The 23047-nt window shown below is 67.4% G+C and carries 20 protein-coding genes; 16 read left to right on the top strand and 4 right to left on the bottom strand.

What is annotated here, in order from left to right; genetic code table 11:
* The first annotated feature begins 68 nt into the window (after positions 1-68).
* The 6 genes from AC3WLY_RS00255 to AC3WLY_RS00230 all read left to right on the top strand — a co-directional run bounded on the left by AC3WLY_RS00255 (position 69) and on the right by AC3WLY_RS00230 (position 6103).
* Complete coding sequence (locus AC3WLY_RS00255) at positions 69-1133, top strand: helix-turn-helix domain-containing protein (RefSeq protein WP_492308462.1); 1065 nt, start codon at positions 69-71, stop codon at positions 1131-1133.
* A complete protein-coding gene (locus tag AC3WLY_RS00250) occupies positions 1082-2398 on the top strand; it encodes an Nramp family divalent metal transporter (RefSeq protein ID WP_175958623.1) in 1317 nt (438 codons plus the stop codon). The genes AC3WLY_RS00255 and AC3WLY_RS00250 overlap by 52 nt, the downstream gene beginning before the upstream one ends.
* 81 nt (positions 2399-2479) lie before the next feature.
* Positions 2480-3070: a phosphatase PAP2 family protein gene (locus tag AC3WLY_RS00245; protein WP_034185138.1), complete on the top strand. Its 591-nt coding sequence runs from the start codon at positions 2480-2482 to the stop codon at positions 3068-3070.
* 459 nt (positions 3071-3529) lie between these two features.
* The gene (locus AC3WLY_RS00240) at positions 3530-4318 is read left to right on the top strand and encodes an SDR family oxidoreductase (RefSeq protein ID WP_492308463.1); all 789 of its coding nucleotides are present in this window, start codon (positions 3530-3532) and stop codon (positions 4316-4318) included.
* A 44-nt stretch (positions 4319-4362) separates the two neighbouring features.
* Positions 4363-5379, top strand: a complete 1017-nt coding sequence (locus AC3WLY_RS00235) for an NADP-dependent oxidoreductase (protein WP_175958625.1) — start codon at positions 4363-4365, stop codon at positions 5377-5379.
* Positions 5380-5587: 208 nt separating this feature from the next.
* The gene (locus AC3WLY_RS00230) at positions 5588-6103 is read left to right on the top strand and encodes a thioesterase (RefSeq protein WP_492308464.1); all 516 of its coding nucleotides are present in this window, start codon (positions 5588-5590) and stop codon (positions 6101-6103) included.
* A 66-nt stretch (positions 6104-6169) separates the two neighbouring features.
* Here AC3WLY_RS00230 and AC3WLY_RS00225 read toward each other — a convergent pair whose 3' ends face one another.
* The 4 genes from AC3WLY_RS00225 to AC3WLY_RS00210 form a co-directional block, all read right to left on the bottom strand.
* A complete protein-coding gene (locus tag AC3WLY_RS00225) occupies positions 6170-7222 on the bottom strand; it encodes an AI-2E family transporter (protein ID WP_175958627.1) in 1053 nt (350 codons plus the stop codon).
* A 235-nt stretch (positions 7223-7457) separates the two neighbouring features.
* Positions 7458-8042: a BPSL1445 family SYLF domain-containing lipoprotein gene (locus tag AC3WLY_RS00220; protein ID WP_072439326.1), complete on the bottom strand. Its 585-nt coding sequence runs from the start codon at positions 8040-8042 to the stop codon at positions 7458-7460.
* Positions 8043-8106: 64 nt separating this feature from the next.
* On the bottom strand, positions 8107-8493 hold the full coding sequence (locus AC3WLY_RS00215) for an ElaB/YgaM/YqjD family protein (protein ID WP_072439328.1): 387 nt from the start codon (positions 8491-8493) through the stop codon (positions 8107-8109).
* Positions 8494-8777: 284 nt separating this feature from the next.
* Positions 8778-10625, bottom strand: a complete 1848-nt coding sequence (locus AC3WLY_RS00210; RefSeq protein ID WP_492308465.1) for an ExeM/NucH family extracellular endonuclease — start codon at positions 10623-10625, stop codon at positions 8778-8780.
* 207 nt (positions 10626-10832) lie between these two features.
* Between AC3WLY_RS00210 and AC3WLY_RS00205 the strand changes: the two genes are divergently transcribed.
* From AC3WLY_RS00205 to AC3WLY_RS00160, 10 genes are all read left to right on the top strand, one after another.
* On the top strand, positions 10833-11186 hold the full coding sequence (locus AC3WLY_RS00205) for a YciI family protein (RefSeq protein ID WP_034185206.1): 354 nt from the start codon (positions 10833-10835) through the stop codon (positions 11184-11186).
* A 125-nt stretch (positions 11187-11311) separates the two neighbouring features.
* A complete protein-coding gene (locus AC3WLY_RS00200) occupies positions 11312-11731 on the top strand; it encodes a YciI family protein (RefSeq protein WP_174949126.1) in 420 nt (139 codons plus the stop codon).
* 42 nt (positions 11732-11773) lie between these two features.
* The gene (locus tag AC3WLY_RS00195; protein ID WP_492308466.1) at positions 11774-12190 is read left to right on the top strand and encodes a VOC family protein; all 417 of its coding nucleotides are present in this window, start codon (positions 11774-11776) and stop codon (positions 12188-12190) included.
* Positions 12187-13455, top strand: a complete 1269-nt coding sequence (locus tag AC3WLY_RS00190) for an RNA polymerase sigma factor (RefSeq protein WP_072439337.1) — start codon at positions 12187-12189, stop codon at positions 13453-13455. Before AC3WLY_RS00195 ends, AC3WLY_RS00190 begins: the two co-directional genes overlap by 4 nt.
* A gap of 438 nt (positions 13456-13893) precedes the next feature.
* The gene (locus AC3WLY_RS00185; protein ID WP_492308467.1) at positions 13894-15675 is read left to right on the top strand and encodes a ShlB/FhaC/HecB family hemolysin secretion/activation protein; all 1782 of its coding nucleotides are present in this window, start codon (positions 13894-13896) and stop codon (positions 15673-15675) included.
* A 151-nt stretch (positions 15676-15826) separates the two neighbouring features.
* Positions 15827-18529, top strand: a complete 2703-nt coding sequence (locus AC3WLY_RS00180) for a two-partner secretion domain-containing protein (RefSeq protein ID WP_492332632.1) — start codon at positions 15827-15829, stop codon at positions 18527-18529.
* A 344-nt stretch (positions 18530-18873) separates the two neighbouring features.
* On the top strand, positions 18874-19296 hold the full coding sequence (locus tag AC3WLY_RS00175; protein WP_034185149.1) for a rubrerythrin family protein: 423 nt from the start codon (positions 18874-18876) through the stop codon (positions 19294-19296).
* 125 nt (positions 19297-19421) lie between these two features.
* Positions 19422-20759, top strand: coding sequence for a heterodisulfide reductase-related iron-sulfur binding cluster (locus tag AC3WLY_RS00170; RefSeq protein ID WP_175958633.1), 1338 nt, complete (start codon positions 19422-19424; stop codon positions 20757-20759).
* Positions 20760-20790: 31 nt separating this feature from the next.
* Positions 20791-21372: a DUF3501 family protein gene (locus tag AC3WLY_RS00165; protein WP_072439339.1), complete on the top strand. Its 582-nt coding sequence runs from the start codon at positions 20791-20793 to the stop codon at positions 21370-21372.
* Between the two features lie 722 nt (positions 21373-22094).
* Complete coding sequence (locus AC3WLY_RS00160) at positions 22095-23036, top strand: DUF6566 family protein (protein WP_072439341.1); 942 nt, start codon at positions 22095-22097, stop codon at positions 23034-23036.
* Positions 23037-23047: the final 11 nt, after the last annotated feature.

Raw genomic sequence — 23047 nt, 5'->3', positions numbered from 1 at the left:
CGGGGGCTTGGCCAGTGAATGCAGCAGATCAGAGGTGGGTCGTTATCTATTTGAGTACGGGGTTTTCGTTGGCCCAGGCCGCGCGTCTCGGCGAGGCTTTCAACCTGGCGAATCGCCTGCATGCGCTCAGTGCGGATTACCAGTTGAAGTACGTATCCGAAAGCGGGGGACTGTTGCAGTCGTCGTCCGGCGTGAGCATCGCGGCCGATCCGCTCGGCGACGAGCACGGCCGCCGTGCGCTCGCGTTCTTTCATCTTCACGGCGACCGCGCGGCCGTCAACTGGAACGATGCGTTGCAGCGGCGCCTGACCGACATTCGCCGGCACGCGCGCTGGATCGTCGATGCGATGGACCTGCCCGGGCTCGCGGCCACGCAGCGGCAGTCGGCGGCGATCCACGTGTCGCCCAGCAAAGCCGGGCGCCGTGCCGACGCGACGGTCGAACTGCAGGCAGGCGAGACCGACGTGTTCGCGGCCGCGCTCGACATGTTCCGCGCCGATCTCGGCGACAGCGCCGCGCAGGAGATCGCCAGCAACATGCTGCGGCCGGTCGAGCAGCGCTATGCACAGTCGATGTGGGCGTTTCGCGAACTGAGCGCGAGCCCGTCGATCCGGATGTCGGCGCAGCGGCTGCGCGCGTTGAGCGTGAACCGCATATCGATCGCGAACGCCGCACAGGCCGCCGCGATGAGCGAGCGCAATTTCCTGCGGCGCTTCAAGAAGGAGATCGGCGTGACGCCGACCGCGTTCGTCCAGCATGTGCGGCTCGAGCGCGCGTGCCACATGCTGATCCATACGACGCTGCCGGCCGACAAGGTCGCGCGCCGCACGGGGTTCGGCAGCGGCGAGCGGCTCGCGAAGCTGTTTCGCCAGCGCCTGCTGATGTCGCCGACCGAATTTCGCGTCGCCGAGCGGGAAAAGATCCTTGGCCACGATGCCGCGTCGTGCGATGCGGACGACCGACCTGCAGCCGCGTTGTGCGAGGGCGGAGGGGCGAGTTGCGCCGCGTATGCCGGCGTGCAGGAGAAAACGGGACGGATACCCGTAGAATCGTCCTGTCGCGATCTCGATTCCCGGTTTACATGCCCTTCCTCCCCACTACCGCCACCGCCCCTTTCTGCCCGTCGGAAGTAAAGGGCAGCATCACGATCGACGCCGGCGCGCCGCGCTGGCAGAAGCTCAAGCGCTTTTTCGGCCCCGGCCTGCTCGTCGCGATCGGCTACATGGATCCCGGCAACTGGGCGACCGACATCCAGGCCGGCTCGCAGTTCGGCTATTCGCTGCTGTGGGTCGTCGCGTTCTCGAGCCTCGCGGCGATCTTCCTGCAGATGCTCGCGGCGCGGCTCGGCCTCGTCGCGGGCAGGGATCTCGCGCAGGCCAGCTACGATCGTTACGGCCGGTTCGGCCGCATCGTGCAGTGGGTCACCGCCGAGGTGTCGATCATCGCGTGCGACATCGCGGAAGTCCTCGGCTGCGCGCTTGCGTTCAAGCTGCTGCTCGGCGTGCCGCTCGCGTGGGGGATCGTGCTGACCGCGCTCGACACGATGATCGTGCTCGGCCTGCAGGGCAAGGGGTTCCGGCAGATCGAGGCGATCGTGCTCGGGCTGATCGCGACGATGGCGTTCTGCTTCGTCGCGCAGGTCGCGATCACGCCGCCCGACTGGCACGCGGTGGTCGGCGGGCTCGTGCCCGGCGATCCGGGCCACGACCGCAAGGACGCGATCGTGCTCGCGCTCGGCATCGTCGGCGCGACGATCATGCCGCACAACCTGTATCTGCATTCGTCGGTCGTGCAGACGCGGCATGTCGTCGGCGGCGCGCGCGGCGTGGTCCGCGACACGCTCGCGCTGGTGCGCATCGATACCTGCGTGTCGCTGTTCGTCGCGATGCTCGTCAATGCGGCGATCCTGATCGTCGCGGGCGCGGCATTCCATGCGACGGGCCAGCACAACGTGACCGACATCGAGCAGGCCTACAAGCTGATTACGCCGATCGCGGGCGGCGCTGCCGCACTGCTGTTCGGCATCGCGCTGCTCGCGTCGGGGCAAAGCTCGACGCTGACCGGCACGATCGCCGGCCAGGTGATCATGGACGGCTTCCTGCATACGAAGATCCCGTGCTACCAGCGCCGGCTGATCACGCGCGGGCTCGCGCTCGTGCCGGCGCTGATCGGCGTGCTGTGGCTCGGCGACGGGTCGGTCGGGCAACTGCTCGTCTGGAGCCAGGTGCTGCTGAGCCTGCAGCTGCCGTTCGCGATGTGGCCGCTGATCCGGTCGGTCAGCGATCGCAACGTGATGGGCGAGCACACGATCGGCCGCGGGATGCAGGCCGCCGCGTGGGCGCTGTTCGTCGTCATCACCGGCACGAACCTGCTGCTGATCACCGGTGTCGCGGGCTGATACAGCCTGTCACAGGCTGACACAGACGCGCTGCGCGCATGCGGTAAACTGCGGCCTTTCGATCGTCGTCCGAAGTCCGTTATGTGGAGTGAAATCAGCAACATCGGCGATGCCGCGCTGACCTTGCCGATCGCGCTGACCTGCGCGGCGTGGCTGGCGCTGACCGACTGGCGCGTCGCCGTGCGCTGGGTCGTGTTGCTGGCCGCCGGCATGGGCCTCGTCGGCGCAACCAAGATCCTGTATGCCGGGTGCGGCATCGAGATTCCCCAATTCGATTTTCGCGTGATCAGCGGCCATACGATGCTGTCGACGTCGGTGTGGACGGTCGCGCTGTCGATGCTGTGGCAGGCGTTCCGGCCGGGCAAGGCGCCCGGCATCGCGGCCGGGCTGGCCGTCGGCGCGGTTACGGCCGTCGCACGCGTGTTTGATCACTCGCACACGATTCCGGAAGTCGTCGTCGGCTGGATGCTCGGCGCGCTGGTCGCGCTGATGTTCCTGCGCGGCTACGACGGCGCGCGGCAGCGCGCGTTCTCGCCGCGCATCGCGGCCGTCTGCCTGCTGCTCGTGTCGGGCATCGCTTACGGGAACCGTGCGCCGTTCCAGCAGATGATCGATACGCATTCGCCGCAACTCTGCGCGTTCGTGCGCGCGCCGTCGGGCGACGGATTCTGACGGTTGCCGGTTGCGGCGGCCCGGTGTTTCGGTGTTCCGGTGCCGCCAGGTTGCCGCCGGCGATCGCCCGGTGATTGCGCGATTCCTCTTCCTGATCGTTCCCTGTCTGTCGCGGTACGCATCGTCCGTCATTCCCGGAATCAACGAACCGGCCGGTCCACGGGATCGGCCGTGCCGCTTTGCGCATTGGCGCAGCCGCACGACGGTCATGAGCGGAATCTATGACCGGGCATAACGATTATTCATTTCATCGATTGGCGTCATTCGCGTACGCTGGCTGTCGTTCGACCGCGGCCGGCTGCCCGGCGCGCGTCACGCTCGTCTCGATATACTCGCGGAAACCGTGCGGCATCTTATGAAGCCGACGCGCCGTCGACCGGCATGCGTCGGCCGCGACACGCACGGAAAACCCGTCGCGGCAGCATGCCGCGACGACGATTCACGACAGGAGCAGCTCACATGACAGTCGTTTCTTCGCGCCTCGCCGGCAAGTGCGCATACATCACGGGCGCCGCGGGCGGCCTCGGCCGCGCGATTGCGCGCCGGATGGTCGAGCAGGGCGCGCGCGTGTTCTTGACCGACATCGCCGAAGCGGCGGTGCTCGACGCGTTCGCGCAGGAACTCAACGCGGGCCACGCGACGCCGGTCGCGTTCGCCGCGACGCAGGACGTGCGCGACGAAGCGCGCTGGCAGGCGCTGCTCGCGCAGGCGAACGATGCGATGGGCGGGCTGTCGGTGCTCGTCAACAATGCGGGCGTCGGCTCGATCGGCTCGCCCGCGCAAATCGAACTGGACGAATGGCGGCGCGTGATGGCGATCAACGTCGAGAGCATCGTGCTCGGCTGCAAGCATGCGCTGTCGTACCTGGGCGCGAGCCATCCCGCATCGATCATCAACATCTCGTCGGTCGCCGCGTTCAAGGTCGAGCCGGATTTCACCGCGTACAACGCGTCGAAGGCGGCGGTCGCGTCGCTGACGAAATCGGCCGCGATCGATTGCGCACGCCGTGAGCTCGACGTGCGCTGCAACTCGATTCACCCGGCGTTCATCCGCACGGGGATCGTCGAGCCGCTGTTCCAGACGCTCGGCGAACGCGATGCGACGCGCAAGCTCGCGCGCGGCATTCCGCTGCGCCGGCTCGGCGAGCCGGACGACGTCGCGCATGCGGCCGTGTATCTCGCATCCGACGAAAGCCGCTTCGTGACGGCCGCCGAACTCGTGATCGACGGCGGCATGTGCGCGGTCTGACGCGCATCCCGCATCCCGTACCGCAACCACCGGAGGAGAACATCGTGTCGACACCCGTGAACCGCCAACTGCTGCTGAAGACGCGCCCGGAAGGGCGGGTCGGCCGCGAACACTTCTCGCTCGTCGAGACGCCGGTGCCGGCGCTCGCGGACGGCGAGGTGCTCGTGCGCGTGCTGTACCTGTCGATGGACCCGACCAACCGCGTGTGGATGAGCGACGTGCCGCAGTACCTGCCGCCCGTCGCGATCGGCGAGGTGATGCGCGCGCTCGGCATCGGGCGCGTGGTCGCGTCGCGCCATGCCGGTTTCGCGGAAGGCGATCTCGTGCAGGGGCTCGTCGGCTGGCAGGACTATGCGGTCGTGCCGGCCGACCAGGCCGCGCAGCTCGTGAAGCTGCCCGCGCAGTCGGGCCTGCCGCTGCCGACGCTGCTCGGCGCGTGCGGGATGAGCGGGCTGACCGCGTATTACGGGCTGACCGACATCGCGCCGGTGCAGCCCGGCGAGACGCTCGTCGTGTCGGCGGCGGCCGGGTCGGTCGGCTCGATCGCCGGGCAGATCGGCAAGATCCACGGCGCGCGTGTGGTCGGCATTGCGGGCGGCGCGGACAAGTGCCGCTACCTGACCGAGACGCTCGGCTTCGACGCGGCCGTCGACTACAAGGCCGGCGATTTCCGTCAGCAACTGAAGGCGGCGACGCCGGACGGCGTGCATGTGAACTTCGAGAACGTCGGCGGCGAGGTGATGCGCGCGGTGTTGTCGCGGATGGTGATCGGCGGGCGCGTCGCGCTGTGCGGCGTGATCTCGAACTACAACAGCGGCCGCGCGGCCGACGACGTCGGCGTGCTGATCTCGAAGCGGCTGACGATGCGCGGCTTCCTGATCCTCGACTACCGCAAGAGCCGCGAAGCCGTGCAGACGCTCGCGGGCTGGCTGCGCGACGGCCGGCTCAAGGCCGAGGAAACGGTTGCCGACGGTCTCGAAAACGCGCCCGACGTGCTGAATCGCCTGTTCGACGGCGACCATCGAGGCAAGCTCGTGCTGCGTGTCGATCCGGACGCGTGACCGGCTTGCGGCGCGGCGCGCGATATCGGCCGCGCGTTGCCGTCAGGTGTTGTCGAGCGCGATGAGTTCGATCAAACGGCTCTCAGTTTCGGACTTGTCCCATATATTGTCCCGGCCTCTCTCCCTAAAGTGATCGCCAGTGAACAGGCGGCGTGACCGACGCGTCACGCCGCCTTTTTTTCTGGTCACGCGGCAGAGGAGAGGGAACATGCGGAACAACGCGAAGCGGGTGGCATCGGCAGCGGCAGCGATGCGCAATCGAACGGTGCGGTGCGTCGGCGCCGTGCGGATGATGGCGATCGGGCTGGGCGTCGTGCTGGCGATGTCGAATGCGGCGGGGCAGGCCGCGTCGGACGGCATCGTGCGGTTTACCGGCGCGCTCGTCGATCTCTACGACGTGACGTTCGACGCGCCGTCGGGCGCGATTGTCGAAGGACGGGAGGCGGCGGGCAGCGGGGCCGCGGCGACGCTCCGGTTCGATGCGCATGGCCGGCGTTTGCCGGGTGCTCATGTGGCACTGGTCGGGCCCGACGGTGCGCCGTTCGCGCTGGATGCCGATTCCGGCGTGCGCGCAACGTGGCGCGATGCGCGCGACGATCGAAGCGTGCCGCTGGTGTCGGGCCGCGTTCATCGTGTGGGCCCGTATGGCGGCGTGATGACCGTCGCGGCGGATGAAGCGACGGGCGCCGTGGCGCCCGTCGTGATCAGGATTCGCCATCCGTGACGGAGGGCTTGTGCGTGCGGATGGAGCGGTGGCGGCCGGGCGTATGGCACGCGGCCACGCGCCGCGTCATTCGCCCTGTTCGGCGCGCGCGTAGATGTCCCAGCTCGCCATGAACAGCGCGGCGACGAGCGGCCCGATCACGAAGCCGTTGATGCCGAACAGCGCCATCCCGCCGAGCGTCGAGATCAGCACGACCCAGTCGGGCATCTTCGTGTCCTTGCCGACGAGGATCGGGCGCAGCAGGTTGTCGACGAGACCGATCACGCCGACGCAGAATGCGACGAGGATCACGCATTTCCAGATCTCGCCGATCGCCAGGAAGTAGAGCGCGGCCGGTATCCACACGAGGCTCGCGCCGATCGCGGGCAGCAGCGACAGGAACGCCATCAGCGCGCCCCACAGCACGACGCCCTGGATGCCGAGGATCCAGAAGATCAGCCCGCCGAGCGCGCCCTGCACGAGCGCGACCGCGACGTTGCCTTTCACGGTCGCGCGCACGACCGTCGTGAACTTCGCGAGCAGCAGGTTCTTGTGCTCCTCGTCGAGCGGTAGCGCGCGGCGCACGCGGCGGCCGATCTCGCCGCCGTCACGCAGCAGGAAGAACACCATGTACAGCATCACGCCGAAGCTGACGATGAACTGGAACGTGTTCTGGCCGATGCTGAACGCCTGGGCCGCGGCGAACTGGCTGATCTGCGCGGCGCCGTCGGTCAGCTTTTTCTGAATGCCGGGGATGTTGGTCAGCCCGTATTTCGCGAGCAGGCGCTGGATCGACGTCGGCAGCGCGTGGATGATCTCCTGGAAGTACTGCGAATAGTTCGGCTGCGCGGTCTTGATTTCCTGATAGACGTAGGCGATTTCCTGTACGAGCGTGCCGGCGACGAATACGAGCGGCAGGATCACGATCAGGATGATCAGCGTCATCGTCACGAGCGCGGCCAGGTTGCGCCGCTTGCCGAAGCGCGCGGCGAGCCAGCGCTGCACCGGCTGGAACAGGATCGCGAGAATGGTGCCCCAGAACACGGCCCCGGAGAACGGCGCGAGAATCCCGCACATGCCGACGGTGACCGCGAACAGCAGGAAATAGAAGAATTTTTGGTGATCGTGTCCGCTATCCATGGGTGGCATTCGCGCAGATTGATGCTTGGTTTGATTGAATCTCGTTGCCCCGGGCGCGATCGGCTCGCGAACGTCACGGGTTCGCTGCGGAACACGCGGCGGGGCGGCCCATCGGGAGTATGCCCGCAAAGGTGCCGCCATCATAACCGCTGCGCGCGACCCATGCGAAAACGCCGCGGCCGGGGCCGCGGCGCTGCCGGGAAGCGAACGCGGCGCAAGGCCGCGTGCGGTACCGTCAGATATTGAGCTTCGTGACCTTGGTGCCGTTCACCGACAGGTCGCCCATCAGGCCTGCGTTGGTCAGGACCAGCACCTCGACAGGCGCGGTGGCCGTGGTGGTGTCGACCGCGCCGTTCGCGCCGACCTTCACGACCGCGACCGATGCGTCGGCGCCGGCAGCCCAGCCGTCCGACTTGCGGAACGAGTCAAGCGCATCCTGCGTCATGAACAGGAACACGATCGCCTTCGACTGCGCGCCGGCCTGCAGGCCGACCGACAGCGACGACGTGTTGTAGTAGCCGACGGTGCTGCCGCCGACGCGCAGCGCGCCGTTGCCGGACTGGCCGCCGATGATGAGACCGGCTTGCAGCACGTTCGGGAACACGAGTACGCCGCGCGATTTCGCGACGAGTTCACGCGAACCCGGCACCGTCGAATAGAGGCGCGACAGCGTCGCGTTTACGCTCGCGTCGATCGACTGGCGCTTCGACGCGCTGGCCGATGCGGTTTCGGGTTTGTCGGGCGTGGTCGTGCAGCCGGCGAGTGCAAGGCTGCCGAGCATCACGGCGGCGGCGGCTTTCATGGCGAGGGACTTCTGCATGGCGGTTCTCCTTCGTTGTCTGATTGAGGACGGACGGTGCGGGCAGCGGTGCGGGCAGCCCCGTTCAACGGCGGGCAAGGAGCAGGCCCGCAACGAACGCGAGGCCCGCGACGACGCCGGCGGTCTGCCACGGGTTGTCGTGCACGACCTGCGACACGCGTTCGGCCGAATCGCGCAGCCGGGCGGCCGCGCTGCCCGACGCGTAGTCGAGCGCGCTGCGCGCTTCGTCGAGCCTCGACTGCACGCGCTTGCGCAGCGCGGCGATATCGCCGTCGCCATCGTTTTTCAACAGGTCTTCGAGTTCGTCGACCAGCCCGCGCAGATCGTCGGTCACGTCGGCATGCAGATCGCGGGCGGCGGAGCGCGTCGTGCGTCCCACGCGCCGGCCGGTGCGACGGATGTCGGCCAGGCCGCGGTCCAGTTTGTGTTCGATCGAGTCGGTGAGCGCCATGGTGTTTATCCTCCTTCGATTCCAGGCCAATTTGAAGATAAGACGAATCCCAGCAATTGATGTGATTCACTTGCCCCAATTGAGTTTCGAGACAAATTTTCAATTCGTTGGCAGGATCGCCGCGAAGCCCCGTCGCGCGGGGCGGGGCGACGGTTGAAAAAATTTCGCAATCGGGCGAATCGGCGTGTGGAGCAGCGGTACGAAGCGAATGTCCGGTAAATATGGCGTCGCCAGGGGCGTCAGGTAAATAGTGCCGTTGCAGGCCTTGTGTTGATGCAAATGCACTAGTCCACGCTGTGTCGGGGAGCACGGTTCGTGCCCGAGGCCGGCACGGCGCCGCTGTCGCCAAGCGCGACATCGATGATGACGGGATCGTGGTCCGACGAGCGGTATGCGTCGGGTGCGTAATAAGACGACCGATGCACACGCGTTTTGTAATCGGGCACGGGTTGCAGGGCGACCGGTTCGTCGGCGTTGATGTGCCATATGTGCACGGCCTTCACGCGTGCGGCGAGTGTCGACGTGGCCAGCGCGTGGTCGAGGTAACCGGCTTCGCCGCGAAATACGTAGCTGTACGCAGCATCGCCGACGAAGCGGGCAACCAGGTTCGCATAGCCGCGCGATTCGAGCGCGCGGACCGGATCTTCCTTCGCATAGCTGTTCAGGTCGCCGATCAGCAGCACGCCGTCGGCCGCGGCGCCCGTCGGCGAAGCGGCGAGCCAGTCGGCGATGCGCGTGGCCGCTCGCGTGCGCGCCGCATTCCAGCAGCCCTGGCCGTCGGACTGGTCGAGGTCGGCGCCGGTCGCGTTCGGGCAGTTCTTCGACTTCAGGTGATTGACCGCGACAGTGAACGCGCGCGTGCCGCCGATGCGCCGGAAGGTCTGCGCAAGCGGCGGGCGGTGCCGGCCGCAGAGCGCGACGGTCGCGGCGCGCCCGACCGGCTCGACCGTGCGGCTGTCGTACAGCAGCGCGACCGCGATCACGTCGCGGCCGAGCCGCACGGTGCCGGGGGCGACAGCGCGCCAGCCGTCGCCAAGTTGCGCAGCGAGACGCCGCACCGCGCTCGCGTCGCCGTGGCCGTTGTTCGCGATTTCCATCAGACCGATCACGTCGGCGCGCAGCGCGCGCAACGCCGCGACGATCTTCGCCTCCTGCCGCACGAAGACGGCGTGCGTTTTTGCGCCACGGTTGGCCGGCGCGTCGAATCCGCCGCCATGGCCGTCGCCGTTGAAATAGTTGAATACGTTGAACGACGCGATGCGCACGTCTGCACCGGGGTGCCGGTCCGGCGCATCGGTACGCGGATTCGCGGCGGCGTCGAACACCGGCGCCGCGCCGGCTGTCGGTTGCAGCCGCCACGTGCCGTAGCGCAGTTCGAGCACGCCTTCGACGCCGCGCACCGTGTAGCCTGCGCGCAGCGTATTGGCGGCGCTCAGCGCGGGCGGCGGATAGCGGACGGTTGCGGGATCGCGGCGGCTCGAGCCGTCGTCGAGCACGATGCGGTTGCGCGCGTTGGCCGCCGCGAGCGCGGCGGCTTCGGCCGGCGGCGCGACGTGGGTCGGGATGCGCAGCCGGCCGTTGCTGAGCACGACGCTGCCGTAGCGGCCGAGTTCGTGCGTATCGCTGACCGTCAGCGTTTGCGGCAGGCGCACCCGCATGCCTTCGTGCGCGGCCAGCACGGCCGGCGCGGCGACCGGCAGCGTGAGCGTCGCCGGCGTGACCGACTGCCCGCGTGCGCAGACGGCGATGCCGCCCGACAGCACGAACTGTGTGCGGCCGTATTTATCGTCGACCCGGCCCGTGAGATGCACGAGATCGCCGGGGCGCGCGCGTGCGTTCGGTGCGTACACGAACAGGCCTTCCGGGACGCCCGGCCGGTGCCGCCGCTGCGCGTCGGCCTGCTGGACGAAGAAGCCGCCGAAGCCGTCGGCGCCGCCGAACGCCGCGGTGACGACGGCTTCGATCGAGGTCGTTTGCCCGGCCAGCGGCGACGGGCCGCCAGCGCTGCGGAGGTCGGCAATCGCCGAGGTCGCGCCGCCGCAGCCGGCGCTGACCGGTAGCGCGGCGGGGGCAGGCCGGACGGAGAGGGCGAGCGATAGCGCGACGGCAAGCGGCGGAAGCAAGCGTGACATGGGACGGTCCACTGGAAGAAAATCCGACAGTTCGGGAGCGCATCTTGACGGCAAAATGCCAGGAAGCGGCCGAATTGGCCGTCCGGCCAGTGCCGGTTGGCTAACGATGCAGGCAGACCCTGCCGCGGCTGTTACGCTTTCGCATCGGGTGTCGCACGCCGATCGCGCAGCGAACGCCGCCGCACCCCGTCCCTATAGGAGAAGTCCATGTCTTACATGCTGTTGATCGTCGAACCGACCGACCAGCGCGCGGAACGCACGCTCGACGAAGGCCAGGCGCTTTACGCGCGGATGGTCGATTTCGCCGAGACGCTGAAGGCGCGCGGCGTGCTGCGCGGCGTCGAGTCGCTGGAGCGCTCCGAGCGCGGCACGCGCGTGCAGGTGCGCGACGGCGAGACGCGCCTGCTCGACGGCCCGTTCGCGGAGGCGAAGGAGATGGTCGGCGGCTTCTTCCTCGTCGACGTCGACACGCGCGAGGAGGCGATCGAGATCGCACGCCAGTGCCCGGCCGCGCAATGGTGCACGGTCGAGGTACGCGCGGTCGGCCCGTGCTTCCTGTGAAGGCCGTGACTCGGTATTTACCCTGATTTATCGTGGCGCGTGTCGATCCGGCCGTGTTCCGCCCGTCGTCCGGATAAGGCGCCGATGAACGGGCGTCTCCTTTCACCGACGACAAGGAGTGAACGATGCGATTCATGATCATGATCCGGGCGAACGCCGTCAGCGAATCCGACGCGTTGCCGGACAACCGGCTGGTCGAGGCCATGACCGTGTATCACGAGGAACTGGCCAAGGCCGGCGTGCTGCTCGACGCGAACGGCCTGCGGCCGAGCGCGCGCGGCTGGCGCGTGCGCTATACGGGCGGCAAGGGCACGGTGGTCGACGGCCCGTTCGCGGAAACGAAGGAATTGATCGCCGGCTATACGCTGATCCAGGTGCGTTCGCGCGACGAGGCGCTCGAATGGACGCGCCGGTTCCCCGCGCCGTTCGGCGCCGAGATGGATTGCGAGATCGAGGTGCGGCCGCTGTTCGAGCTCGACGACCTCACGCCGAGCGACGCGGTCGAGCGGTTTCGCGAACTCCACGTCGGCCGTACCAGCGCCTGATTGACTGCCCACCTGAATCCAACCTCACCGGGAGCACCCGACATGCACAAGATGGTCTTCATCAACCTGCCCGTGGCCGACCTGCCGCGCTCGAAGGCGTTCTACCAGGCGCTCGGCTTCGAAGTCGTGCCGGCCTATACCAACGACCAGGCCGCCTGCATCAAGATCAGCGACACGATCTTCGCGATGCTGCTCGTGCGTCCGTTTTTCCAGACGTTCACCGGCAAAACCATCATCGATCCGGCAACGCATGTGCAGGTCCTGTCGTGCCTGTCGTGCGAAAGCCGCGCCGAAGTCGACGCGATCGTCGCAAAGGCGCTGGCGGCCGGCGGGTCCGCGCCGCAAGCGCCGCGCGAGTACCCGAACATGTACGGCCACGGGTTCGACGATCCGGACGGCCATGCATGGGAACTGATGGCCATGCCGCTGGACGCGTCCGCCGAGGGGCAGGCGTCGTGACGCATGAAGCGACGCATCGTGCGATCGAGGCGGTCTGGCGGATCGAGGCGCCGAAGATCATCGCGCGCGCCGCGCGCGTGGTGCGCGACGTCGGTGTCGCCGAGGAACTGGCGCAGGACACGCTCGTCGCGGCGCTCGAGCACTGGCCCGTCGACGGCGTGCCCGACAATCCGGCCGCCTGGCTGATGACGGCCGTGAAGCGTCGCGCGCTCGACCGCGTCCGGCAGGAGTCGCTTCATGCGGCGAAGCGCGACCAGCTCGGCCACGAGATGGACGCGCTCGAAGCGCATGTCGTCCCCGACATCGCCGATGCGCTCGCCGACGCGAGCGACGACGACATCGGCGACGACCTGCTGCGGTTGATCTTCACGTCGTGCCACCCGGTGCTGTCGACCGACGCGCGCGTCGCGCTGACGCTGCGGCTGCTCGGCGGGCTGACGACGGGCGAGATCGCACGTGCGTTCCTGACGCCCGAGCCGACGATCGCGCAGCGGATCGTACGCGCGAAGCGCACGCTCGCGGCGGCGCACGTGCCGTTCGAGGTGCCGGCCGCCGATGCGCGGCCCGCGCGGCTCGCGTCGGTGCTCGAGGTGATCTACCTGGTGTTCAACGAAGGCCATGCGGCGACCGCGGGCGACGACTGGATGCGCCCCGCGTTGTGCGACGAAGCGCTGCGGCTCGGCCGCGTGCTCGCGGGGCTGGCGCCGGACGAGAGCGAAGTGCTCGGCCTCGTCGCGCTGATGGAGTTGCAGGCGTCGCGCATGCATGCGCGCACCGATGCGCAGGGCCGGCCGGTGCTGCTGCTCGACCAGGATCGCAGCCGCTGGGATCAACTGCTGATCCGGCGCGGCCTCGCGGCGCTCGAACGGGCGACGAAGCTCGGCGGCGTGCGCGGGCCGTATGCGTTGCAGGCCGCGCTGGCCGCCTGCCACGCGCGTGCGCGGCACGCGTCGGAAACGGACTGGGCGCAGATCGTCGCGCTGTACGACGCGCTCGCCGAAGTCGCACCGTCGCCGGTCGTCGAGTTGAATCGCGCGGTGGCGGTGGGGATGGCGTTCGGGCCGGCGGCGGCGCTCGAACTCGTCGACGTGCTGCGCGACGATCCCGCGCTCGCGCGCTATCACTGGCTGCCGAGCGTGCGCGGCGACCTGCTGGCGAAGCTCGGGCGTGCCGACGAGGCGAAGCTCGAGTTCCGCCGCGCGGCGGAACTGACGCGCAACGAGCGCGAGCGCGAATTGCTGCTCAAGCGTGCGATGGATGCGTGAGCGGAAGCTTGCGCCGTCGCGTCTCGCCAGTTGGAAAAATACTTTCAAATCCGATTGATTCGGGTGCGACGACGATCACGGCTCGCATTCCGCACCCGACAGGCAGCGTGAAATCGGCAAGGATCGGCCATTCGAACGTATTCCGTCATTCGCGCAATTCATCGCATTGCCCGGTGTGTCTTGCCATTCGGTCAAGCTCGCGCGTTGTTCCGTGACGGCGGACCGGCAACTTGCCACGCTGCGCGAGCTGGGCGCTACGCGACGAGCCGATGTGCACGAGTCGAGTCGACTTGACGGGATCGGTCAATATTTTAATGAGATAAATTAAATGTCCTATTCATTCGGTTAAAAATAATGGGACAAGTACGAATTTAATTTCAAGACGTTGTTTTGAATTGAAATCCGATAATTCGCTTCCGCATAATCCGCGCTTGATTGATGTATCGCGAGATTGGCGGAATGCGAGTGTTAAGGATAGTTAACAAAAACGACGGCGATCGAATCCGGTCCGCCGATGTACAGCGCATAGCCGCCTTCTCCCGTCGCGCGCTGTGTGCCGCGAGTCTGCTGGCGTTTGCCGTTGCGGCCGCGGCGCAGACGCCCGAGTCCGGCACGCAGCCGCTGAGTGCGCAGCGCCACCAGGCGCAACAGCTCGACGAGCTCAGGCAGCAGATGCTCGACCGGCCGGACGTGCTGTCCGCGAAGCCGCCGAGCGAAGCCGATACGCTGCATTTCCCGGCGGAAACGCCGTGTTTCGATATTCACGCGATCGAGTGGCGGGGTGCCGATGCTTTCCCGTGGCTGCGTGACGCCGTCCCGATCGAACGTGCGTGCATCGGCCGGAACGGGTTGAGCCTGCTGCGCGGATGGATCGGGCGGCGTCTCATCGCGCGCGGCTACATTACGTCGCTCGTCAGCATTCCTCCGCAAGATCTGTCGACCGGACGCCTGATCGTCGAGGTGCTGCCCGGCCGCATCGGCGCGATCGACGATGCGCGCGGCCGGATCGGCTGGACGCCGATCGTGTTTCCGCGCGGCGCGCATGCTTTGCTGAACGTGCGCGATCTCGATCAGGCACTCGAGAACGTGCGCCGCCTGCCCGGCCAGGCGGCCACCGCGTTCGATCTGGTTCCGGGCGCGTCGCTGGGCGACACCGACATCGTCGTCCGGCATCCGGACGATGCGCGCCGCATTCGCTTCGTCGCGACGGCCGACAACGGCGGGCTCGACGCGACCGGCCGCAACCAGCTCGGCGCGATCGTCTCGATCGATTCGCCGCTGCGGCTCTACGATCAACTGATCGTCACTTACAACACCGACGCCGCACTGCGCAACAAGTCGCTCGGCTCGCAGGCGAAAAGCGCCGCATGGAACGTGCCGATCGGTTATGCGTCGTTTTCGCTCGGCGTCAGCGAGTGGTCGAGCCGGCAGACGCTGGTGGCCGACCTGCCCGGCATGCTCGTGCCGCCGTTCGGCCAGCGGACCCGTCGCTACGAAGCCGGCTTCGGCTACGTGCCGTATCGCTCCGGTCACGGCAAGACCACGCTGCGCTTCAAGCTCGCCCGCCGCGAGGACCGCTCGTGGTTCGGTCCGATCGAGCTCGATGTGTTCCGTCATGACATCGTCAGCTACGAAGTGAGCGCGGCGCATCGCGAGAAGTTCGCGCGTGCAACCGTCGACGCGAGCGTCGGCATGCGCGCAAGCCTCGCCGGGCTGAGCGCCTTCCCCGGGCGCGTCAACGGGCAGACCGCATGGGACGGCCGCTATCGCGTGTATACCGCGGCGCTCGGCGCCGACGCGCCGTTCCGGATCGGCGCGCGGCCGTTCGGCTATCGCGGATTCCTCCAGTTCCAGTACGCGCCCGGCGCGTTGCCGTCGACCGAATACCTGCAGATCGGCGGCCGCTACACGGTGCGCGGCTTCGACGGCAACCAGACGCTCGCCGGCGACAGCGGCTGGTTCTGGCGCAACGAACTGGCCACACCGTGGTTCGGCGCGCACGAGGCCTATGTCGCGCTCGACGCCGGCCTGGTTACGGGCGCGGGCTCGCGCGAAGGCGCGGGCCGGGAACGGCGCACGCTGATCGGCGCCGCGCTCGGCGTGCGCGGCGGCTACCGGATGCTCGGCTACGACGTCGCGCTCGGCATGCCGCTTCGCAAGCCCGGGGCGCTGCGAACCGCGCAACCCACGTTCGATGTGTCGCTCACGAGCCGTTTCTGATCGCGGCGGGCGAGTCCGCGCCCGCCGAACGTCACGGAGGGAATCGCCATGTAAGTACGCACGCTCGTCCATCGGCCGATCGACGGACCGGCCCGGTTCGGCGTGGTGCCTGCCACGCCCGTCCTTTCATCTTCAGGAAACCGAGAAGACCATGAAACATCAACAACACCATCGCCCGCGCGCGGCGATGCCGTTCGCGCGCACCGCGCTCGCCGCGGCGCTGACGCTCGCGATGCCGATCCTCGCGGCGCAGCCCGCGTTTGCGCAATCGGCGCTCGTCGTCGATCCGAACGCGGCCAACCGTCCCGGTATCACGAACGGGCCGAACGGCACGCCGATCGTCGGTATCAACGCACCGGATGCCGCCGGCATTTCGGCCAACCGCTTTACCGAATACAACGTCGGGCCGGCAGGGCTCGTGCTGAACAACAGCGTGAACGGCGCGAACACGCAACTGGCGGGCGCCATCGACGGCAACGCGCAGCTCGGCGGCCACGCAGCGTCGATCATCCTGAACCAAGTGACCGGCGGCAATGCGTCGGTGCTGGCCGGCGCGACCGAAGTCGCGGGGCAGCAGGCGCGCGTGATCGTCGCGAACCCGAACGGGATCAGCGTGAACGGCGCCAGCTTCATCAACGCGAGCCGCGTGTCGCTCGTCGCGGGCACGACGGAGTTCGACGAGCAGGGCAACGTCGCGCGATTCCGGACCGAGAACGGCCGTATCGCGATCGACGGCGCCGGTCTCGACGCGCGCAATATGGATCAGCTCGATCTCGTGTCGCGCACCCTGAAGGTGAATGCCGCGTTGCACGCGAAGAAGCTCGTCGCGGTCGCGCAGCAAGGGACGGCGGCCATCGAGAATCCTCAGGGGGGAATCTCGTACAGTGCGTCGAATCGCGGCGAATTGCCGCGCGTTGCGATCGACGTGTCGCGACTCGGCAGCGTGCATGGAGATAATTCGATCGTCATGGTCGGCAATTCGGCGGGCGTCGGCATCAATATCTCGGGCAAGGTTGAGGCGTTGACCGGCACGATCAAGTTGCTGTCGGATGGCACGGTCCGAGTCTCGGAGGGCGGTCTTTTGAACGCGAACAAACTCAAGGTGCCGGGCGGCCTGGAGTACGGCGGGGAGTGGGGGGGCGATGACGAACCGACGAAGCCGCCGGTGAATCCTGAGCCGCCGGTCGCGGAAACGAAACCGCCGGTGAACCCGGAGCCGCCGGTAGCGGAGACGAAACCGCCGGTGAACCCTGAGCCGCCGGTAGCGGAGACGAAACCACCGGTGAACCCGGAGCCGCCGGTAGCGGAGACGAAGCCGCCGGTCAATCCGGAGCCGCCGGTAGCGGAAACGAAACCTCCGGTGAACCCAGAGCCGCCGGTAGCGGAAACGAAACCGCCGGTGAACCCTGAGCCGCCGGTCGCAGAAACGAAGCCGCCGGTCGATCCTGCACCGCCTATCGCCGAAACGAACCCGAAACTCGTCGTCGATCCAAACGCGGCCAACCGCCCCGTTCTCGGCGCCGCGCCGAACGGCACGCCGATCGTCGACATCAACGCGCCGGACGCCACCGGCATTTCCTCGAACCGCTTCCTCGACTACAACGTCGGCCCGAAGGGGCTCGTGCTGAACAACAGCGTGAACCGTACGAATACGCAACTGGCGGGCAGCATCGACGGCAATGCGCAACTCGGCGGCCGTTCGGCGCAGATCATCCTGAACCAGGTGACGGGCGGCAACGCGTCGGTGCTGGCCGGGGCGACCGAAGTCGCGGGGCAGCAGGCGCGCGTGATCGTCGCGAACCCGAACGGGATCAGCGTGAACGGCGCGAGCTTCATCAATGCGAACCGCGTGTCGCTCGTCGCAGGCACGACGGAATTCGACGAGGACGGCCGTATCGCACGATTCCGGACCGAGAACGGACGCATCGCGATCGAAGGCGCCGGGCTCGACGCGCGTAATGCGGACCGGCTCGATCTCGTGTCGCGCGGTCTGAAGGTCGATGCGGCGGTGCGCGCGAAGACGCTGGTCGCGGTCGCGCATCAAGGCACGGCCGCGATCGAGCAAGCGAACCGGCAGACGCTCTCCGGTCCGGCAAGCGGCAAGGCGCCGGCCGCGGCGATCGACGTGTCCGAATCGGGCAGCCTGCGGGCGGACGAGATCGCGTTGATCGGCGCGTCCGCGAAAACCGGCGTCCGGATCGCCGGCACGGTCGACGCGTCGGCCGGCCGTGTGACGCTTGCATCGAGCGGCAAGGCGACGATCGCGTCGAGCGGGCGGCTGCAAGCGCAGACGGTGTCGGTTCTGAGCGCACTCGACAATCACGGCGCGGTCAGCGCCGATACCGTCGACGTGTCCGGCCGCCTCGACAACGACGGTTCCGTGCGCGGGCGCAGCGTCAGGATTGCAGGCGATGCGACCAATGCCGGCACGCTCCACAGCGACGGCGCGCTCGAGATCAACGGCCGACTGACCAACGGCGGCGTCGTCAGCGGGCGCGACGTGCGGGTCATGGGCAAGCTGACCAACAGCGGCACGCTCGAGGCCGGCGACGTCAAGGTCATGGGCAATACGACCAACAACGGCACGCTGCGCGCGAAGACGTTGCTTTCCGCGATGGGCAACCTGACCAACAGCGGCGCGATCGAGGCCGGCGCCGTCAAGGTCATGGGCAACGTGACCAACAACGGCACGTTGCACGGCGACGATTCGGTCTCCGTGATGGGCCGCCTGTACAACGGGTTGTCCGGCGTCACGAGCAGCTACGGCAACGTGTTCGGCGCGGGGCGCGTGTCCGGTCCGGGGCGCATCGTCAGCTACATGGTGCGTCCGTCGTCTGCCGGCGACGTTCGGTAAACGTCCTTTGCCCGGTCGCACGCACCGGGCCGGGCGAGCGGGGCGTCGCGCAGTCGGCGACGCCTCGTGCAACACGCATCGCGCCGGGGCATGATGTCATTGCCCCGGCGCGATTGCGTTATCGGTTGCGCATCGTGTCGTGCGCACATTCGCACGATCGTTCGCCCGGCACCGGGCGATCGCTATCGACTGCATTGAAAAAGCCAATTGGGGGGATGTCCCTCCGAGCGCCTAGATTACGCAACACGATGCCGGCGGCAGGTGCCGCGCTGCGCGCATCGTTCCCCACAATCGGTCATCCGGTCCGACGCATCGCTGCGTCGGCACAATGCACGGAGGCGCACATGGCTCACCTCAAGGGCAGCAAAACCGAAGAGAACCTGAAGGCTGCATTCGCGGGCGAATCGCAGGCGAATCGACGCTATCTGTATTTCGCTTCGAAGGCTGACGTCGAAGGCCAGAACGACCTCGCCGCGCTGTTCCGCTCGACCGCCGAAGGCGAAACCGGCCATGCGCACGGCCACCTCGAATACCTGGAAGCCGTCGGCGATCCGGCAACGGGCTTGCCGTTCGGCTCGTCGCGGCTGAATCTCGAATCGGCGATCGCCGGCGAAACGCACGAATACACCGACATGTATCCGGGCATGGCGAAGACGGCGCGCGACGAAGGCTTCGACGAAATCGCGAACTGGTTCGAGACGCTCGCGAAGGCCGAACGCAGCCACGCGAACCGCTATACGAAGGCGCTGGACAGTCTCGTCGACTGACGGGCCGCCGCAGGCCGCGCGGCCCGGCCGGGCGACCCGCAAGCGGCCGGCCGCCGCTCATTCATCGCTGCCCGCAGCGCGCGGGCGGCGCGCTTGCGCGCATGCGCGCCACGCTGGAGCGCCTCATGCCCCACAAGGAAGGCAGTCTCGAAGCCCCGACCCGGCATCCGCTCGACTGGCAGTCCGATGCGTTCTACGACCAGGCCGCGATCGATGCGGAAATGACGCGCGTGTTCGACATCTGCGCCGGCTGCCGGCGCTGCGTGTCGCTGTGCGGCGCGTTTCCCGCGCTGTTCGATCTGGTCGACGACACGCCGACGGGCGATATCGACGAAGTGCCGAAGGCCGCGTTCGGCAAGGTGGTCGACCAGTGCTATCTGTGCGACCTCTGCTACATGACGAAATGCCCGTACGTGCCGCCGCATGCATGGAACGTCGACTTCCCGCACCTGATGCTGCGCGGCAAGGCGGCGCGCTACAAGCGCGGCGAAGCGACGCTGCGCGACAAGGTGCTGTCGAACACCGATGCGCTCGGCCATTTCGCGGGCATTCCGATCGTCACGCAGACGGTGAACGCGGTGAACCGCACGCCGCCCGCGCGCCATGCGCTCGAAGCGGCGCTCGGCGTCGATCGCAACGCGTGGCTGCCGGAGTTCGCGCCGCGCAAGTTCCGGCGCGCCGCGAAGCGCTCGGACAACCCGCCCGCGCGCGACGGCGAACGCACGCCCGGCAAGGTCGCGATCTACGCGACGTGCTACGTGAATTTCAACGAGCCGGGCATCGGCCACGACCTGCTCGCGATCCTCGCGCACAACGACATTCCGTACGAGCTCGTCACGCGCGAAGCATGCTGCGGAATGCCGCTGCTCGAGCAGGGCAACCTTGCCGGTGTCGCCGCGAAGAAGGCGGTGAACCTGCCCGTGCTCGAACGCTATGCGCGCGAAGGCTATGCGCTGATCGGCGCGATCCCGAGCTGCGTGCTGATGTACAAGAGCGAGCTGCCGCTGATGTTCCCCGGCGACGAAGCGGTGCGCGCGGTGGCCGACGCATTCTGGGATCCGTTCGAATACGTGATCGCGCGGCATCGCGACGGGCTGCTGAAGACCGATTTCAAGACCGGCCTCGGCACCGTGTCGTATCACGTGCCGTGCCATGCGCGCGTGCAGAACATCGGCCGCAAGACGGCCGACGTGCTGTCGCTCGTGCCCGATACGCGCGTGAACGTCGTCGAGCGCTGCTCGGGCCATGCGGGCACGTTCGGCGTGAAGAAGGAATTCCATGCGGACGCGATGCGGATCGGCGCGCCCGTGTTCAAGGCGATGGCCGAGCCGCAGCCGGATTTCGTGTCGTCGGACTGCGCGCTGGCCGGCCATCACATCGTGCAGGGCATCGACGAGAAGGGGCTGCCGTCCGCGCCGCTCGCGCATCCGCTCACGCTGCTGCGCCGCGCATACGGCATCTGAGCCGCTGCCGGCCGACTCACGAGGACATCCCATGACGCTGACCCGCGACTCCCTGCTGACGCTCGAAGCGTACGCGAAGATCCGCAGGACCGAACACGCGCGGCTCGTCGCGTACAAGCGCCGCCGGGCGGTCGCACTCGGCAACCACCTGCGCTTTTTGTTCGAGGACGAGACGACGATCCGCTATCAGATCCAGGAGATGCTGCACATCGAGAAGATCTTCGACGAGGCGGGCATCGACGGCGAACTGGACGCGTATCTGCCGCTCGTGCCCGACGGCACCAACCTGAAGGCGACGATGCAGATCGAATACGAGCACGAGATCGAGCGGCGCGCGGCGCTCGCGCGGCTGATCGGTATCGAGGATCGCGTGTACCTGCAGGTCGACGGGCACGCGCGCGTCTACGCGATCGCCGACGAGGATCTCGAGCGCGACAACGACGAGAAGACGTCGGCCGTGCATTTCGTGCGTTTCGAACTCGACGTGCCGATGCGCGCGGCGCTCAAGGACGGGGCGGCGCTGTCGATCGGCTGCGATCACCCGGCCTACACGATGCCGCCTCAGCGCGTGGATCCGGACGTGACCGCGTCGCTGGCCGGCGACCTGCGCTGACATGACTGCCGCGCGTCCTGCGCGGTGTATTCCGCTTTTCCGTTCCGACCCGAAGCAGGCTTTCCGCGAGTAGCGCGGCGCGAGCGATCGCCTGTCGCCGCGCAAATGTAACAGGCGTCCCGCGCTTGCGTGCGGAGAAACAATGTGCATTCCGCGTCACCGTGCTTTCATCACTCGCAGAGAAACAATAACGAGATTGTGCACGGAGATAATTCATTTGAACGGGAATTGAATGATTTACCGATTCGTGAATATCTTGTTACGAAATTTTCCCTGATTTACCGATTTTAGTCGGCAATTCCGGGGATTGTTGCAGGCAAGGGTCAGAACAGCCCGGAAAGGCCCATTTTCGGCCATTCTTCATACCCTGAAGCGCCCCGCCAGACGGGCCTTTGCAGCGCCGGGCATAAAGATCTCGCAAAAAAATTCAAGCGTAAATGGATTGCGTATCCGTGGCAGGTTGTTTCAGTGCGTAACATTAAGTCATTGTCATATTGAGATAAACCCTGATGATGGTATGCTTCGTGCACAAAAATTCCCACATTGGAGTGAGACCGTGATTTGTGCGCCATTGCCGGGAATTCCGGCACCGTGAAAGTGCGGTGTCGGCCGGCGTGCACAACACCGATAAGCATAATGTGCAACCTGGCCGCCCCGCGACGCGATGTGTCGCGACGGCGCCGCCAATCGCAGCCCGGCCTGGCTGCGTGGAGAGATCTACTATGTTCTTCGATGAGCTTAACGATGAAGAGTGGTTTCGTCTTTCAACGCTGATCGCCGATGAACCCATCCGGCTGAATCGTCGTGGGCGTCCACGAGCCGAACCGCGCGTCGTTGCCAACGCGGTGCTCTGGATCCTGACGACCGGTGAAGCCTGGTCCAAGCTGCCCGGTCGTTATCCGTCCGGGCCGACGTGCCGTCGTCGCTACGAGGAGTGGCTCGCGAGCGGCACGTTGCTGCAGATGATCGACGTGCTGACCCAGTTCAGCGGGCGCACGTTCGCGTATATTCCGCCGCCGCCGGTGCCGGTCGTGCCTGCGCGTCGCGCGGAGCCCGCGCCCGACAACGATCGCTTGCGCGGCGTGTTCTGGCAAAACCCCGAGTCGTGGCAATTGCCGGTCGCGCAGGCAAACGTTTGGGAGGGCGAAGGCGCGTCGCTGAGCGCGATGCCGGACGACGCAGTGGCCGATCCGGCCCGCACGTCGTTCGTGGTGCCCGGTACGCCGGCGGCGGAACTGCGCCATGCGCGTGCGTCGTCGGCGAGCTTCGCCGCGGCCGAACCGCAAGTCGACGAGTATCGCGGCTATACGATCTGCGGCATCGCGCAGCCCGTGCAGAACCTGATGTATCGCGCGTGGGCCGAGATCTCGCAGGACGACCGGCGCGTCGAGCGCTCGGGCCTCATCGGTCCGCGTTTCACCGATGCCGAGGAAGCCGAGCAGTTCGCGCTCGACTGGGCGCGCCAGTGGATCGATCGCCACGGTGCGAGCCACGAGCCGGCGCGCGCGCCGCAAAGCGAGGTGCTGGCCGGTTTGTCCGCGCTGGCGCGCGCGGAGTCGGACATCAAGCGCTTCATCGCCGAGCGTCACGCGGGTGCGCTGTCGGAAAGCCGCAACGATCCCGTGCAGTCGGAGCGCCGCGAATACGCGTACCGAGTAGGTTGAGCGCCGTTCCA

Source organism: Burkholderia sp. FW306-1C-G01B, assembly GCF_058781685.1.
Note: the sequence above shows the minus strand (reverse complement) of the source record. Positions and strands in the feature narration are given on the sequence as shown.

What these genes read in the sequence shown, in the direction of transcription:
- AC3WLY_RS00250 (WP_175958623.1), top strand. Translation starts at nt 1,082, where the DNA reads ATGCCCTTCCTCCCCACTACCGCCACCGCCCCTTTCTGCCCGTCGGAA.
- AC3WLY_RS00245 (WP_034185138.1), top strand. Translation starts at nt 2,480, where the DNA reads ATGTGGAGTGAAATCAGCAACATCGGCGATGCCGCGCTGACCTTGCCG.
- AC3WLY_RS00240 (WP_492308463.1), top strand. Translation starts at nt 3,530, where the DNA reads ATGACAGTCGTTTCTTCGCGCCTCGCCGGCAAGTGCGCATACATCACG.
- AC3WLY_RS00230 (WP_492308464.1), top strand. Translation starts at nt 5,588, where the DNA reads ATGCGGAACAACGCGAAGCGGGTGGCATCGGCAGCGGCAGCGATGCGC.
- AC3WLY_RS00225 (WP_175958627.1), bottom strand. Translation starts at nt 7,222, where the DNA reads ATGGATAGCGGACACGATCACCAAAAATTCTTCTATTTCCTGCTGTTC.
- AC3WLY_RS00220 (WP_072439326.1), bottom strand. Translation starts at nt 8,042, where the DNA reads ATGCAGAAGTCCCTCGCCATGAAAGCCGCCGCCGCCGTGATGCTCGGC.
- AC3WLY_RS00215 (WP_072439328.1), bottom strand. Translation starts at nt 8,493, where the DNA reads ATGGCGCTCACCGACTCGATCGAACACAAACTGGACCGCGGCCTGGCC.
- AC3WLY_RS00210 (WP_492308465.1), bottom strand. Translation starts at nt 10,625, where the DNA reads ATGTCACGCTTGCTTCCGCCGCTTGCCGTCGCGCTATCGCTCGCCCTC.
- AC3WLY_RS00205 (WP_034185206.1), top strand. Translation starts at nt 10,833, where the DNA reads ATGTCTTACATGCTGTTGATCGTCGAACCGACCGACCAGCGCGCGGAA.
- AC3WLY_RS00200 (WP_174949126.1), top strand. Translation starts at nt 11,312, where the DNA reads ATGCGATTCATGATCATGATCCGGGCGAACGCCGTCAGCGAATCCGAC.
- AC3WLY_RS00195 (WP_492308466.1), top strand. Translation starts at nt 11,774, where the DNA reads ATGCACAAGATGGTCTTCATCAACCTGCCCGTGGCCGACCTGCCGCGC.
- AC3WLY_RS00185 (WP_492308467.1), top strand. Translation starts at nt 13,894, where the DNA reads ATGTATCGCGAGATTGGCGGAATGCGAGTGTTAAGGATAGTTAACAAA.
- AC3WLY_RS00180 (WP_492332632.1), top strand. Translation starts at nt 15,827, where the DNA reads ATGAAACATCAACAACACCATCGCCCGCGCGCGGCGATGCCGTTCGCG.
- AC3WLY_RS00175 (WP_034185149.1), top strand. Translation starts at nt 18,874, where the DNA reads ATGGCTCACCTCAAGGGCAGCAAAACCGAAGAGAACCTGAAGGCTGCA.
- AC3WLY_RS00170 (WP_175958633.1), top strand. Translation starts at nt 19,422, where the DNA reads ATGCCCCACAAGGAAGGCAGTCTCGAAGCCCCGACCCGGCATCCGCTC.
- AC3WLY_RS00165 (WP_072439339.1), top strand. Translation starts at nt 20,791, where the DNA reads ATGACGCTGACCCGCGACTCCCTGCTGACGCTCGAAGCGTACGCGAAG.
- AC3WLY_RS00160 (WP_072439341.1), top strand. Translation starts at nt 22,095, where the DNA reads ATGTTCTTCGATGAGCTTAACGATGAAGAGTGGTTTCGTCTTTCAACG.